This window comes from Lacihabitans sp. LS3-19, assembly GCF_024343575.1.
Taxonomy (GTDB): domain Bacteria; phylum Bacteroidota; class Bacteroidia; order Cytophagales; family Spirosomataceae; genus Leadbetterella.
This window is the reverse complement of record NZ_RJUA01000006.1, coordinates 149,495-165,097: the sequence shown is the minus strand read 5'-3', so window position 1 is coordinate 165,097 and position 15,603 is coordinate 149,495. Positions and strand designations below refer to the sequence as shown.

Here is a 15,603-nt window from a genome sequence, read left to right as displayed (position 1 = left end):
ATGGAAAAGTAAAATTTTTAAAATCAAAGTTTGGTTGTTTTTTACCAAACTATTTTAGATTGAAAGCTACGGTTTTTACTAAAAAAATATAATTTCTGTTATAATATTGATAGTTTTGCTTTTGAAAACCTATGATAAAATAAAAAATGATGGAAACATTCCCTAATCAAACACCCTTTGATGTTTGGAGAAATACGCATTCTGTCTACAAAAAAGAGTATTCTGACAGGACAAAGTCTTTTTTAGGGCATTTGATACCTGAAATTGCAGTTAAGTTAAATGTATTTGAAATATTTCAAATACTTCAGGGGCGATTTGGTTCGGAAGCACTTGCAAGGGCTCTCAATCCAGAATACAATGTTGTAAGTCCTGTGGCGGACAAACCTAATGGAGAATGGCTTAAGTCCTCTAATATGGTTGGTGTTAATATCAGAACTATTGGGAATTTTTTCAATTTGATTAAATACCTGCTTACTATTGGTGAAACACAAGATTCTGTACATATTTTGCCAATATGGGAACCGGGCGTGGTAGCGAGTTTATATGGAAAAACTAGTTGGAATATTAACCCAGAATTTTTCAGTGAAGAACTGAAGAATGCAATTCCAACACTTGATACCGTAGAAAAACAATTGAAAGTGGTAACCAATCTTATCCACTTGATGGGGAAAACAGTTGGTATGGACGTAATTCCGCACACTGATAGATTTTCAGAGCTTGTGTTTTTATATCCGCAAATGTTTGAATGGGTAAAACGCTCCAATGAAACGATTCTGTCGGTAATTACTCAAAATGCTATCGAAGTCGAGGATATTATTTGGGAGTATTTACATAAAAATGGAACTGCTGACGGTAGTTTTATTTCTTATGGTAAAGAAATGTTTTTTGACCCTCGAAGTTTTATTTTATCTGAAAAACAGAAGTTAGAAGTAATTTTTGGGACAGTTCATGATAAAGAAAAAAGGTTAAACAGAAGGCTTGAGTTGATGCAACAAATTTTGTATCATGGACTTGAAACGCTACCTGTAACGATGGCTCCACCTTATCGAGGCTTGCATTTGGTAAATGATGATTTTATATACGATAAGATTGGAAATAAATGGTATAACTACCAATTTGACAAACCTGAAGGTATGTCTAGGGTTTTTGGGCCATTAACAAGATATAAGTTTTATTTTGCTGAAAACAACCAAGAATTAGAGTTTGATAATCCAAACAAAATGGCGTGGGATTATGTATCAAAAAAGTATTTCGAATGCCAGCAGAACTATAATTTTGACTTTATGCGGGGCGATATGGCTCATGTGCAGCCAAGGCCAGGAGGTGTACCTAAGGAAATCGGAGACTATTACGATCCACTAAAAGCCATCAAAAACTATGTGGTGAATCAAGGAATTAAACACTTCGGTTTTTTTGCAGAAACGTTTATTGCACCCCCTGATGTAATGGGCTACGGTAATGAAGTAGATCATCTAGAAGCGATAGAAGCAGATAGTACACTGGGAGACTTGCAAGCTGAGCCGATTGGCTCTGAAGTTTTTATGAGAAACTTAGCAGCGTACATTGAAATAGGTGAAAATCGAAAGTTCGTACCAAATTTTACGATGATTACTGCTGACAAGGATGATCCTAGGTTTGATGGTTTTTACAAAAAAGGTAATCACCTGAGGTTTTTTATCGGTATTTTCTTGCCAATTTTACCTTCTTATATGTCCCTAGGTTTTGAATGTAGGAATAATCATTTGGAAAGAGCACCAAATGAAGAATACACCAAACTTTATGTTTTCCAAATCACAGATGATGCTGAAACGGATAAAGTTACGCATGGTCCTTTTGTTTGGGGAAAAAATTATGAGCTGTTTTTTGAGTTAGAAAAAATGAAAAGTTTGTTTGAAGAAATAAAACAACAAAATTCATTTTTAGATTTTGAATGGATTCAAAAACCATCAGAGACCCAGTATGTGGCAAAATGGAAGTTGGGAGATTATTTGTTTTTGGCAAATTTAAATGCAAACCAACAACTTATAGATTCATTTGATGAAAAATATGAATTGGTATTTTCTACCACTGATTTTGCGTTGGAACATGAGTGTAAGGTGTATAAGGCAAAAGTTTAATTACATCTTAGAAATATAACTTAGTCCGTCCAAAAGTCTGTCTAAATCGCGAGTAGTGGTATAAACATGTGGCGTAACTCTAGCACCGTTTATTTTTTCCCATTTGGTAGGCGAAGTATGTATTTTGAATTTTGCGAAAAGTGTAGACTCTATTGTGCCAGCTTCCATTTCCTCAAAACCAACGTTGGCTATCGCACAGGAATACTCTTTGCCAAGCGGAGTGTACATTTTTATTTTTGGCAAACTCATGGCTTCTTTTGTCCAATAGTCTTTTAAATACCTTAATCTATCTTCTTTTCTTTTGTTGCCAATGGTATTTTGAAAATTTAAAGCATAGCCAATTCCTTGTTCTATCATAAATGATCGTGTCCCTAGATTTTCGAATTTTCTTATGTTTTCAGAAAAAGGCTCTCCGTTAGGAATCAAAGGGAAAATGTTTTTTATTTCTTCTTTTTTTATCCAAAGCATGCCCGAACCTATAGGTGCTGATAGCCATTTGTGCAGGCTAGTGCCGAAATAATCGCAATTAAGTTCAGGGATTTTAAACTCTAGAATCGCGAACGAATGGGCACCATCCACCACCACCTTTATACCTCTTTTTTTTGCTTCATCTGCAATTTTTCTCACTGGAAGTATCTGTCCGTTCCAATTGACCACATGGGTAAGATGGACTACCTTGGTTTTTGATGTGAATTGATCCAAATATTTTTCAATAACCTTATCATTGTCTTCAAGCGGAAGATCAATATCCACATATTTTAGCTCAATACCATCTCTAATTTCTCTCTGTCGCCAAGCATGCAGCATGTTTGGATAGTCATATTTTGATAGAACCACTTGGTCTCCTTTTTTTAGGCTCATTCCTAAAATTACTGTATCCAAAGACTCTGTGGCATTTCTGTTGATTGCTAATTCTTCGGGATCTACTCCAGCAAATTTTGCCAAATTTTCTCTTAAAGGTTCTCGACCTTGATCCATTATTCGCCACATATAATAGGAAGGAGCATCATTTGCCAGTTTGTTGAAATGTTCAACGGCATCTTGCACAACTTTTGGAGAAGGGCTCACCCCGCCATTATTAAGGTTGACAATTTGCTGTGAAGCGGTATATGCTAAACGAATCTGATTCCAAAAATCTTCGTCTGATTCACTTGGGTCATTTTTTGTAATCCATTCAGAAATACCTTTTAAAAATCCTTTGTCTTTTATTGCCAATGCAGGAATAAAAGAGGACGATAATAGCTTGGTGGTAAAATTTCTTCTATTAAGCATTTTGAAATGAAGTTTTTTGGAAAGTAATTTCTAAAAAAAGTATCGTACTGCAAAGTGAATACTACTTAAAGTAGGTTTTTGAAGATAAAATTCGATAATTAACAATGAGTTTTGAAGTATCAATTCTCAGAAAACAAATGCTCTAATTCTTTTTTGACAAAAATATATCTTTTTACACCCTCAAATTTTCTTACACGGACATAGTCAGTTTGTAGGTAGTTTTTGGCTACAAATGCTCGATTTTTGGGTACTTCTAAATCTTGCGAATATAGTGTTAAAATATCATATTTTTGAGTAGCCAAAAGCTTGACCAAGTCGTCATTGTTAGGATCATAATTTTGAATAGTAGTATGACCAGAATAATAATTGTAGCCAAAAAAATCATTTGATAAAATACTCAAGTCCTTTTTTAAAGAAGCTGACTGGATGTATTTGTAAGATGCCACATGACCCGCATCATTAAATATTGGTTTTTGTAAAAATATCCCTCCAATAAATCCCACCAACAATATCCATCTGGTCCAATTCCAAACTTTGTTAGTTTTTAAGACAATAGATTGAATCAATAAACCAACAATTAAAAAGTAGATAGGCAAATCGAGAATAGTAAAGTGATTGCGAGGATATACCAAAATGGCTATTACAAGTCCCGGTAAAGAGAAAATTTCGAGAAAGGCAATATTAACTTTATGAATATTTAGTTGATTTTTTAAAGAACTAAAAGTTGCTTTTAGGTCAATTGTAAAAACGATAAAAAGCACAAAAACACCAAAAACATATTTAGTATAGTGCCCAAAAAACGATACAAAAGGTTGATAGAAGCAAGATTTGAAAATCCCTAAAACTGTGATAATATATTTACCTAAGTTATATAAAATATGTTTTAAAAACAGCTTGGGATTAACTGTAACAAATTCATATAGACTGTTAGATTTACCATACACACGATCAAAAACATTGAGCTCGTCTTGAAAATCATAATGTTCGCCGGTCCATAGTTCCCAATTGTCAAGAAAATGGTATTTATATTCTCTTACAAAAACCGATTGGTTTTCTATACCGCCTCCAAAGTAAAATAATATTCCCAATATGCCCAAAACTATACCGATGGGTTTGATTTTGCCTGAAACTGTTAAGGATTTGTTGCTTAGGGTTTTGTAGAGAAAAATAGCAAAAGAAAGTAAAAAAAATATTAAAAACTCTGGTACGCTGACATAATTGCAAAGTAATAAACAAACGGTCATAAATCCCCATTTGATGTATCTCTCCGATTTTGTACTTATGATACTCAAAAACACGAAGCCAAAAATTAAGTTAAGTAGTGTTAACCGAGGAGAAAGGCCAATCTGGAAATTTGAAAAGAGAAATGCTGTAGATAGTAAATATGAAATGGCAAAATTAAGTTTGCTATATCTTAAATAATAGAAGAAAGCCAAGAATACTAAGCCCGAAATAAAGAAATAAAAGTTATAAATTAAATTAATGTTATTGGCACTAAAAAAGCCAAAAACACGCATTAACAAAGGATAAAGTAAGTTGTCGAACTGTTCGTATGGTAGTTTTAATAAAAGTGCTGTCTTAAGATAAACATCGTCGTCGGCTGGGCCAAGGTCATAATTTTTAAATGAATAAAAAAAATAGAGAAGTATGGTTGTAAGTAGAAAAAAAAGTATGTAAATGTCTTTTTTTTGGAATTTTTGCATATAATTTTTACTTATGACAGTCAAAGATTTTCAAAAGGGGAGAAGGTAAATTTTCTATATCAGTTTTAAATTATGTTCTTCTGAAATAAGACGTCCAAGATACAAAAATACTAATTTTAGTGATTGACCAGTATTATTCTAGGTTTATAATTGTAAAAAAAGCACTTTATATTTCTAAATCAAATAATTTCAAAAGTATTAAATTTTACTTTTTCTTGAAATTAGTAGAGGTTTTATTGCAGGTGGCAAATAAAATCAAATTGAGAAAAATGGTATGGATTATTTACAAATTTGAAATAAAAATCCTAAGAGTCTTTTAGATAAGGTTTAGATTGTTTTCCAAATTAATTTTAAAAATAGAAATTAGGAATATTAAAGAATAATGTATCATTACCAATGCTGATTAGTGCAAAAGGGAATGAATATAGTTTTACCATTTTTTAGTAATGAAAATTTCCTATAAATTGAACTACAGAAATTAAACTTTCAAAAATCAATTCATCCTAATGAATAAAAACATCCTTCTGCTATTCTTAGCAATAAGTATTTCCAGCCAGGCTCAGTGGAAAAGCCTTTTTAATGGCAAAGACTTAAGTGGTTTTGTCCAGCGAAATGGTCAGGCACAATACAAAGTTATAGACAATGCTATTGTGGGCATTTCGACCTTAAATACCCCCAATTCTTTTTTGTGTACTGAATCAGACTATAGCGATTTTGTCCTTGAACTTGACGTGAAAGTAGAAGCAGGTTTAAACTCTGGAATTCAAATCAGAAGTATAAGCGATCCAGCCTATAATAATGGTAAAGTTCATGGCTATCAAGTAGAGATAGATCCAGGTGGACGTGCTTGGGCTGGTGGTATTTTTGACGAAGGCCGTAGTGGCTGGAAATATCCACTTTCAGTAAATCCCAATGGTCAAAAAGCTTTCAGAGTGGGGCAATGGAATACTTATCATATAGAAGCAGTTGGCCAAAATATCAAGACTTGGATCAACGGAATTCCATGTGCCAACCTTTTTGATCCACAAACTGCCAGCGGTTTTATTGCATTACAGGTACATGCCATCAAAACTGAAAAACAACAAGGTCTGACTGTTCAATGGAAAAATATCAGAATTGCTACCGAAAACTTGGAAGAGGTGAAATTTAAAGGAGAAGATGCTCCTGAAATCAGTTATTTGGTAAATCAATTGACCGAAAATGAAATACGTAAAGGTTGGAGACTACTTTGGGACGGCAAAACCTCTACTGGCTGGAAAATAGCCAATGGAACTGAGTTTCCTGAAAAAGGCTGGACGATGGACAATGGTGTTTTATCGGTTTTGGGCCTGAGAGAAAATGGCAAAAAGGTTAGTGGCGACATTGAAACAGTAGAAGAGTTTGGCAATTTTGAATTGGAATTGGAATATATGCTTACCGAAGGAGCCAATAGTGGACTTAAATATTTTGTAGTAAATGACCCAAAAAAAGGAAAAGGATCAGGTCTTGGGCCTGAATTTCAGCTTTTGGATGACATTAGGCATCCTGATGCGAAAGAAGGTGTAGGAGGAAACAGGACAACAGCTTCACTTTATGACTTAATTACCTCAGAAAACCTTTCTGAAGGTGGTGGCGGCAAAAGAATTCAAGCTCCTGGCAAATGGAATAAAGTACGTGTGGTTTCAAAAGACGGGCATGTGGAGCATTGGATCAATAATCTAAAAATGGTAGAATACGATCGTCATTCTCAGATTTTCAGAAATCTGGTGGCGAAAAGCAAATTTAGTCCTCACCCTGATTTTGCTCAAGCTGCTAAAGGCCATATTCTCCTGCAAGACCATGGCGATGTGGTTCATTTTAGAAGTATAAAAATCAGAGAATTTTAAATTCATTTATTCAACCTTTAACCTATGAAAAGAAGAGCATTTATCAATTCTGGTCTTACAAGCCTTTGCGTGCTTCCTATGCTGAGTTTTACATCTTTAGAAAATGAAAATCCAGCATGGCTTATCGAGTGGATTAAAATTCATGATAAGGCTTTGCCGAATTTCAAATCCAATAAAATTACTCACAGTTCCAATAAATATGTTGGGGGCTATTTTGATGGAGATGAGATTCCAAGTCCACATTCTACGGCCGGATTTATTGCTAAAGCATCTATGTTATTCGCTTGTGAGGAGTCTGATTTTTATAATTCTAAAGATGTTTTGAAAGATATTGAAGCGGCTTCCAAGGCACTTTTGAAATTTCAACACAGCGACGGTACGATAGATTTACTTTCGACCAATTTCCATTCTACGCCTGACACGGCCTTTGTTTTGGAAAACATCATTCCTTCTTATAAGTTTTTATTAAAGTCCAAAGTCAAAGGCTCCGAAAATGCCATAGAAAATTTAAAAAGCTTTATAAAAAACGCAGGCGAGGCTCTTATCGTTGGAGGAGTGCATACTCCAAATCACCGCTGGGTAGTTTCGGCTGCTTTGACCAAAGTAAATGAGCTATTTCCTGACCAACGTTACCTCGACCGAGCGGACCAATGGCTGGCAGAACATATCGATATTGACCCAGATGGCCAATTCACCGAAAAAAGCACCAATAGTTATTCTCCGATCGTCGATAGAGCATTAATAGACATGGCCATAGGCTTGAATAAACCTGAACTTTATGATGCGGTACGAAAAAACCTGGCGATGAGTTTATTCTATATTCATCCCAATGGTGAAGTTGTGACAGAGGCATCCAATAGACAAGATCGCGGCTCGATAGACTTTATGTATAAATATTACTATTGCTACCGTTACATGGCACTGCTTGACAATAGTGGAGAAATGGCAGCGGCCTGTAGACTAATAGAAAAAACATGCACACCTCAGCAATTAGCAGGCTATCTTACTAATTTTTTAGAAAACCCAGCTTTACTAAAAGATTTACCGGCATCAAAAGCACTTCCGACTTCTTATGCCAAAGCATTTCCTTATTCAGGCGTAGTGAGGATTCGGCGAGGGGTTTGGGATTGTACATTGCTTTCCGAAAACGCCGCCTGGCTAACTTTTCACAATGGCAATGCGGTTTTACAAGCCATGAGAATTTCGGGTTCATTTTTTGGTAAAGGGCAATTCCAAACCGAAAAAATTGAACAAATTGGTGATACTTGGGTATTGAGCAAATCACTCGAAGGGCCGTACTATCAGCCACATGAAAAAGACAAGATTTCACCAGATGGCGACTTAAGTAAAATGCCAAGAAGTTTACGCAAGAAAAGCGAAATTCAGACTTTACAAACCACGGTAAAAGTTAAAGAAATCTATGCTGGAATTGAAGTTGAAATAGAAATGAGCGGAACAGATAATGTTCCTGTTTCTATGGAATTGATTTTTAGAGCTGGAGGTACATTTGCTGGAGTAAATGAATATACCAAAAGAGAAAATGCCTATTTGTTTTCTGGCCAAAAAGCATCCTATACTGTGGGCAAAGATGTCATAAGTTTTGGTCCGGGCAGAATAGAACACAAGGGCGTACAGTTAAGAGGAGCTTTGCCTGCCATGGAAGCTCCCACGGTGTATTTGACGGGTACTACGCCCTTTAAACACACCCTAAATTTATCATAAATTATCATAAATTATCAAAATATCTCTATGACTAAGTTTTTGCAAAAATTTTGTTTTTTACTTCTCCTTTTTAGTTTCAATACTTCTTTTTCCCAAAAAGTCAAGGAGCGACCTGTTGATTTGGTTTATCCCTTGGTCGATGCCGCCAATTCCCGATGGTTCTTTTTCAATTCAGCTTCCCGACCTTTTGGATTGGTAAACCTAAGTCCTGACAATGCCATTAATGCCGATTGGAATGCAGGTTATCGCTATAATCTTGACAGTATAAAATGCTTTAGTCATTTGCACGGCTGGCAGCTTTCGGGAGTACCTGTTTTGCCTACTACAGGCGAATTTAAAGGACATTTAGGCTCAGAACAATACGGTTCAAAATATAGCCATGAAAAAGAAATCGTAAAAGTGGGCTATCACAAAGTGTTTTTAGATGCTTATCAGATTACCGCTGAACTCAGCTCTACCACCAGAGTGGGTTTTCATAAATATACATTTCCGAAATCTGCTCAGAGCCAAATCCTTTTCGACTTGAGTACATTTTTAGGACCATCCGATACCGACAAAGGAGGAATAAAAAAAGTGAGCGACAGAGAAATAGAAGGATATGCCGTCATGGGTAAAACTGCCCGAAGGCCTAAAACGCTTACCGTATATTTCGCTGCACAATTTGACAAGCCTTTTGAAAGTATAAAAGGATGGCGAAATGGCAAGTTGGAAGAATTCTTAAGCAATGAAATAGAAGGTGAGCGAATAGGGGCTTATGTAAGTTTTGCTACACAAACCGGCGAAGTAAGAAAAATGAAAGTGGGGATTTCTTATGTAAGTGAAGAACAAGCTAGGTTGAATATAAACGCTGAATTGCCTCATTGGGATTTTGAAAAATGTGTTCGAGACAGTCAGGAAGATTGGAATTCCTGGTTAAGCAAAATTGAGATAGAAGGTGGCACAGAGACAGAGCAAAGACGTTTTTATACCGACTTGTGGCATGCACTTCAAGGTCGTAGGATTATTTCAGATGTAAACGGAAAATATATCGACAATACGGGTTCTAGCCCACGGATTGGCCAAATTCCCCTAAATGATAAAGGGAAGCCTAAGTTTAATCATTATAATTCCGATTCTTTTTGGGGAGCCCAATGGACTATAAATTCGCTTTGGCATTTGGTATATCCTGAGGTTTCGGAAGAGTTTGTAAACTCTATGCTTCTGATGTACGATGACGGTGGGCTTATACCTCGTGGACCAGCCGGAGGAAATTATACCTATGTAATGACCGGAGCGTCAAGCACGCCATTTATTACCAGTGCTTATTTAAAAGGTATCAAAGGTTTTGATATCGAAAAAGCCTATGAAGGTATGCGTAAGAATCATTTTCCGGGTGGCTTGATGAGTAAGGCGGGCTACGAACATCATACCTTTAAAGGCGGCGGGATAGAACACTATATCGAAAAAGGATATATTCCACATCCTTTGAGTACTATTCGCTACGGCTTTCACCAAGACGGCTCGGCACAGACCTTAGAAAATGCCTATCAGGATTTCACTTTAGCTCAAATGGCAAAAAAGCTGGGCAAAACGGATGATTTTGAGCTCTTTACAAAAAGAGCTGGCAATTACAAAAACATTTGGAACCCAAATATCGGCTGGATGTGGAACCGTACTTTAGATGGCAATTGGCAAGAACCGGTAGATATTTTATTGTATGACAATGGCTGGGTAGAAGGTAATGCAGCCCAGTACACTTGGTGGGTTCCTCACGATGTCAATGGTTTGGCGAAATTGATTGGTGGCAGAGAGGCTTTTACTAAAAAACTAAATGAGTCGTTTGAAAAAGCAAGTAAGCATGATTTTGTATCAGGAAAATCCCATGATAAAGAACTAAACCGGGAATTCCGTAGGGTGTTTATTAATTACGGAAATCAACCCTGTATTCCCACGGCTTTTTTGTTTAATTTTTCGGGAGCACCCTGGCTTACTCAATACTGGACCCGTCAGGTAATTGATAAAGTTTATAGCGGCCTTTCACCAGAATTTGGCTACAGTGGCGATGAAGACCAAGGCTTAATGGGCAGTTTGGCTGTATTAATGAAATCTGGCCTTTTCTCTACCAACGGGGGAACTTCTACGGAGCCTTATTACGAAATAAGTAGTCCAATTTTCAACAAAATCACCTTCAACTTAAATCCGAAATATTATTCAGGAGGGAAATTTACGATTGAAGCAAAAAATAATGGGCTTAATAATTATTATATCCAATCGGCTCAATTGAATGGAAAAGCACTTGACAAACCTTGGGTATTACACGAAACTGTGGTAAATGGAGGAAAATTAACTTTAAACATGGGCAAAAAACCGAACAAAAAATGGGGAATTAAACCCGAGCAGGCACCGCCTTCAATGACTATGGATTAATTTGAATCTGATTTTGGGTGAAAAAATAATAATACTTTGATTGATTTGACTTGTAAAAATCAAGCAATATTAAACCGTAAAAATGAAAAGAAGATATCTCTATTTACTTTTTGCAATCGCACTTACTAATTGTAGTAAGAGCAGATTTGTGGTAGGTAATTGGACGATATCTGTAAACCATGGTAACTACCAAGAAGAAGCTACCATGGTAATAAATCACGACGGCAAAAATTATATTGGGAGCATCAATTTTTATGAATCTGGGAAAATTAAAATCGATAGTTTAAAGGTTTCGGAGAATCAAATAAAGGGTTCTTTGCTTATTGATAAAGTAAACTACCAGCTCAAAGGCCAAATTGATGAGGAAAGAGTTTCTGCTCAATTGATTTCAAAAAAACGCAGTTTGCCTGTTTCGGGAGAAAGATTATCAGAAGAAAAGGTCTTTATTGATAGAAAGAATATAGAATACAACCTATCGGCTAAAGACTTAGAAAAGACCGAAGAAAATCTGGATCATGCAGGTTTTATCAGTGAATTTGATGTCAATACCTTTGTTCGAGGAGAGCGAATATACAATGCTACCTGCATCAATTGCCATGGAAATGAAGAAAACGAGGGCTCTATACCCATGTCTTTAAAGTTTTGGTCAGAGCGATTCAAGGCAGGACACGACTCCTTTTCGATGTATCAAACTGTAACAAGAGGATTTGGCTCCATGCCTCCTCAGGTCTCCTTAAGTCCCCAGGAAAAATATGATGTGATTCATTACATCCAGAAAGAATTTGTTTCCAAAAACAAAAATGTAGTTCTCCAGAAGGTGTCTCCTGGCTACTTGGCTTCCCTTCCGAAGGGTAATTCCCGAGGGCCTGCTTTGAAACCTTATCAACCTTGGGCCGATATGGATTACGGCAATTTCTTGATAAATACTTATGAATTGGTTGATGAAAAATCGGGCTTGCCGAGATACCATTCTCCCGGTCCATCACCTTTTCCCGATGAAGATTATTCCAAGAACAACTTTGCCTATAAAGGTATCGCCGTAAGACTAGATAAGGGCCATGGAGGTGTTTCTAAAGGAAAAGCCTGGATGGTGTTTGACCATGACCTGATGAGAGTTGCAGGGGCGTATACGGGCGAGGGATTTATCGATTGGAATGCAATTTTGCTGAACGACAAACACGAAACTTACCCAAGAACTATTGGTACGCTTCATTTTGAAACACCTGTTGGACCCGGATGGGCAAACCCAGCGACAGGCAATTTTGATGATCCTCGATTTGTGGCGAGAGATGGCCGGGCATTTGGTCCGCTGCCAAAATCCTGGGCAAATTACAAGGGCTTATACCACCACGAAGATCAAGTGATTATTTCTTACTCTGTTGGAGAATCTGATATCTTGGAGAAATTTGGATTTTTAGAACCGTATGTTTTTACGCGAACATTGAATATTTCTCCGTCTAAATCAATACTCAAAATGCGAGTTGCTAAGGCGACTTCACAAGTGAAAATAAAAGGAAAAGGTGCCAGGTTGATAGAAGAAAACGGACATGTTTACTTGACAATTAATGCTGAGGAACCGGTAAAAATTACTTTGGCGATTATGCCCAAAGATTCGGAATTTAAAGAAACTAGCTTAGCAGAACCTGAATCTCTGTTAAAATATACAATGGGAAAGGGAAAGCCTCATTATCCAGAAATCTTGAAAACTGATGTAACTGAAGGAAAGGAAGACGGCCCTTTCGCAGTGGATCAATTAAATATACCTTTCGAAAATCCCTGGGCATGCCGCATGAAGCTTAGCGGAATTGACTTTTTCCAAGATCCCAACAAAGCCGCAGCTTGTGCAACAGATGGAGATATTTGGTTGATAAGTGGTTTTCTGAGTCCCGATGGAGAATTGACCTGGCAGCGAATAGGTTCTGGTTTATTCCAACCTTTGGGCATTAAAATAGTAGATGAAAAAATATACGTCACTTGCCGCGATCAGTTGGTTTTGTTAAGAGACCTGAATGATGATTTAGAAACTGATTTTTACGAAAGTTTTAATCACGACCACCAGGTAAGCGATCATTTCCATGAGTTTGCTATGGGCTTACAAACCGATAAAGAAGGGAATTTTTATTATGCAAAAAGTGGAAGACATGCCCGAGAAGCCCTTATTCCTCAGCATGGTACCTTATTGAAAGTGAGTGCCGATGGCTCAAAAACGGATATAATTGCTACCGGATTTAGAGCAGCCAATGGTGTATGTATCAACCCTGATGGGAGTTTTATTGTAACCGACCAGCAGGGCTATTGGAATCCCATGAACAGGATAAATTGGGTAAAAGGAACTGGAAAATTTTACGGCAATATGTGGGGCTACAATCCTCCCAAAGATTCTTCGCGAGCAGCCATGGAGCAGCCGCTTGTTTGGGTTGATATGAATTACGACCGCTCTCCTTCGGAAATGGTTTGGGTTGAAAGTGAAAAATGGGGAGCCTTAAATGGTGGATTGCTCAGCCTTTCTTATGGCTATGGAAAAATTCAATACGTTTTGAACGAAACCGTAAACGGACAAGAACAAGGAGCCGTGATAGATTTGCCGGGAGTGAAGTTTCTCACTGGTGTGATGCGAGGAAGATTTAACCCTGCAGATGGACAACTCTATGCTTGCGGCATGTCAGCTTGGGGAACCAATCAAATGATCCGAGGAGGAGGCCTTTATAGGGTTCGTTATACAGGTAAAACTATTCCGATTCCCCTAAAAATGAAGGTTTTCGAACAGAAAATTGTCTTGGAATTTGATTCAATCTTAGACCCAATTGTTGCTGCTGATGTCAGCAAATTTGAAGTGAAAACATGGGATTTATTGAGAAGTAAAAAATACGGTTCGGATCGATTAAACAAAAAAACGCTTCGAATTAGCAAAGCCGAATCGCAAGGCAATCGATTGGAATTAAGTATAAATGATTTAGAAAAAGTAGATGTGATTACGATTGACTATAAAATTAAGAATTCAAAAGGTGAGCCGCTAAATGGTTCCATTCAAGGAACGATTCATGAGCTTAATAATTCCTTTTAATCTAATAGAAAAATGAAACAAAAAACAAACTCAGTAACCCTTATTAAACGATCAATCTATTTGAGCCTTTTGGCACTGTTTTTCATTGGTTTTAGCAGTATTCAGGTCACCGATGCTCCAGAAGCTGTGCGGCGTCCCAATTTCATTTTAATCTTAACTGATGACTTGGGTTGGTCATGTCTTTCTTCAAAAATGGATGATAGAGTTTCTGATTCTAAAAGCGACTTTTTCGAGACTCCAAATATCGATAAGTTTGCTACCGAAAGCATGCGTTTTACAAGAGGCTATGCACCTGATCCTATCTGTTCGCCTACACGAAGAAGCATTCAATTTGGGCAAACTTCTATAAAAATGGGCGATGATGATGTTTTTCCTAAGAATTATAGCTCCAAGCTTCAAACTATTCCAGAAGTTTTAAAAGCTTATGATCCAAGTTACAAAGCAGCCCATTTTGGGAAATGGGACCTAAGAGCTGAAATGACCCCTGAGCAATTGGGCTATGATGTCAGCGATGGCGACAACGGAAACTCAAATGGAAACATGGGACATGGCAAAGAAGATAAATGGGATAGGTATTTTATAAGCGACAATCCCAAACAAATGGATAGCCTAACCTACAGGGCAATAAGTTTCATGAAGGATCAAGTAAAATCGAATAGTCCTTTTTATTTGCAAGTATCGCACTATGCCACCCATGTTGACATGGTAACAAGGCAGGCCAGCTACGATAAATTTAAGGCAAAAGAACCCGGTAAAAAACACCATAATCCAGCTTGGGGAGGTATGATAAATGACTTAGATGCAAAAATTGGTGAATTGGTTAATATGGTGGAAGAACTCGGGATTTCTGACAATACTTACATTGTTTTGATGGCAGACAATGGGGCCGTGGAGTTTATTCCTCCTGTAAAAAACAAGCTTGATCTTCCTTCTACCTTTGAAACGCCCATGAGAAATGCACCTCTAAGAGCCGGAAAATGGACTTTGTTTGAAGGGGGAATTCGAGTTCCATTTATGGTTAAAGGCCCTGGAATACAAAAAGGTATTCAATCAGATGTACCCGTAGCAGGCTGGGATTTATTACCCACTTTCAATGATTTAGCAGGAAACAAAAACGTAGGTAAAGAGGTAGAAGGGGGAAGTTTTGCTTCGGTCTTAAAAAACAAAGGAATTGGAAAAGTGACCAGAAAGGAAGAAGCCTTTTATTTCCATCGATTTGCTAGAGGCTATCCTCATTCCGCTATTATTTTGGGAGATTATAAATTGATAAAATTCTGGAAAACTAAAAAAGTAGAAATGTATAATATTGCCAAAGACATTGGTGAAACTCAGGATATTTCAAAGTCAAATGCCGCCAAAGCCAAAGAATTGGAGGCTTCCTTGGTACGATATATCAAAACCAATAATCCGGAATTGTTAGCCAGCTCGAAGAACTAAATCAGGAGCAATTTAAA

Annotated in this window: 8 protein-coding genes; 6 read left to right on the top strand and 2 right to left on the bottom strand. The window is 37.1% G+C overall.

Translation table 11 applies throughout. From position 1 onward, the window contains the following. The first annotated feature begins 146 nt into the window (after positions 1 to 146). Positions 147 to 2,117, top strand: coding sequence for a hypothetical protein (locus EGI22_RS08030; RefSeq protein WP_255067618.1), 1,971 nt, complete (start codon positions 147 to 149; stop codon positions 2,115 to 2,117). On the opposite strand, the gene EGI22_RS08025 is transcribed toward EGI22_RS08030, so the two are convergent. Then, positions 2,118 to 3,389, bottom strand: a complete 1,272-nt coding sequence (locus EGI22_RS08025) for an aminotransferase class V-fold PLP-dependent enzyme (protein WP_255067617.1) — start codon at positions 3,387 to 3,389, stop codon at positions 2,118 to 2,120. A 119-nt stretch (positions 3,390 to 3,508) separates the two neighbouring features. Then, complete coding sequence (locus EGI22_RS08020) at positions 3,509 to 5,092, bottom strand: hypothetical protein (protein WP_255067616.1); 1,584 nt, start codon at positions 5,090 to 5,092, stop codon at positions 3,509 to 3,511. 506 nt (positions 5,093 to 5,598) lie between these two features. Here EGI22_RS08020 and EGI22_RS08015 point away from each other — a divergent pair. The 5 genes from EGI22_RS08015 to EGI22_RS07995 all read left to right on the top strand — a co-directional run bounded on the left by EGI22_RS08015 (position 5,599) and on the right by EGI22_RS07995 (position 15,586). Further along, positions 5,599 to 6,957, top strand: coding sequence for a DUF1080 domain-containing protein (locus EGI22_RS08015; protein ID WP_255067615.1), 1,359 nt, complete (start codon positions 5,599 to 5,601; stop codon positions 6,955 to 6,957). A 24-nt stretch (positions 6,958 to 6,981) separates the two neighbouring features. Then, positions 6,982 to 8,679: a hypothetical protein gene (locus tag EGI22_RS08010; protein ID WP_255067614.1), complete on the top strand. Its 1,698-nt coding sequence runs from the start codon at positions 6,982 to 6,984 to the stop codon at positions 8,677 to 8,679. Positions 8,680 to 8,706: 27 nt separating this feature from the next. Further along, positions 8,707 to 11,085, top strand: a complete 2,379-nt coding sequence (locus tag EGI22_RS08005; protein ID WP_255067612.1) for a GH92 family glycosyl hydrolase — start codon at positions 8,707 to 8,709, stop codon at positions 11,083 to 11,085. Between the two features lie 82 nt (positions 11,086 to 11,167). Further along, positions 11,168 to 14,149 (top strand): DUF6797 domain-containing protein, encoded by a 2,982-nt coding sequence (locus EGI22_RS08000; RefSeq protein WP_255067609.1) that lies wholly within the window; start codon positions 11,168 to 11,170, stop codon positions 14,147 to 14,149. A gap of 12 nt (positions 14,150 to 14,161) precedes the next feature. Beyond that, the gene (locus EGI22_RS07995) at positions 14,162 to 15,586 is read left to right on the top strand and encodes a sulfatase (protein WP_255067605.1); all 1,425 of its coding nucleotides are present in this window, start codon (positions 14,162 to 14,164) and stop codon (positions 15,584 to 15,586) included. The last annotated feature ends 17 nt before the right edge of the window (positions 15,587 to 15,603 follow it).

Bases quoted from the DNA above. Each gene is read 5' to 3' on its own strand.
- EGI22_RS08030 (WP_255067618.1), top strand. From the start codon at position 147: ATGATGGAAACATTCCCTAATCAAACACCCTTTGATGTTTGGAGAAAT.
- EGI22_RS08005 (WP_255067612.1), top strand. From the start codon at position 8,707: ATGACTAAGTTTTTGCAAAAATTTTGTTTTTTACTTCTCCTTTTTAGT.
- EGI22_RS08025 (WP_255067617.1), bottom strand. From the start codon at position 3,389: ATGCTTAATAGAAGAAATTTTACCACCAAGCTATTATCGTCCTCTTTT.
- EGI22_RS08000 (WP_255067609.1), top strand. From the start codon at position 11,168: ATGAAAAGAAGATATCTCTATTTACTTTTTGCAATCGCACTTACTAAT.
- EGI22_RS08015 (WP_255067615.1), top strand. From the start codon at position 5,599: ATGAATAAAAACATCCTTCTGCTATTCTTAGCAATAAGTATTTCCAGC.
- EGI22_RS07995 (WP_255067605.1), top strand. From the start codon at position 14,162: ATGAAACAAAAAACAAACTCAGTAACCCTTATTAAACGATCAATCTAT.
- EGI22_RS08020 (WP_255067616.1), bottom strand. From the start codon at position 5,092: ATGCAAAAATTCCAAAAAAAAGACATTTACATACTTTTTTTTCTACTT.
- EGI22_RS08010 (WP_255067614.1), top strand. From the start codon at position 6,982: ATGAAAAGAAGAGCATTTATCAATTCTGGTCTTACAAGCCTTTGCGTG.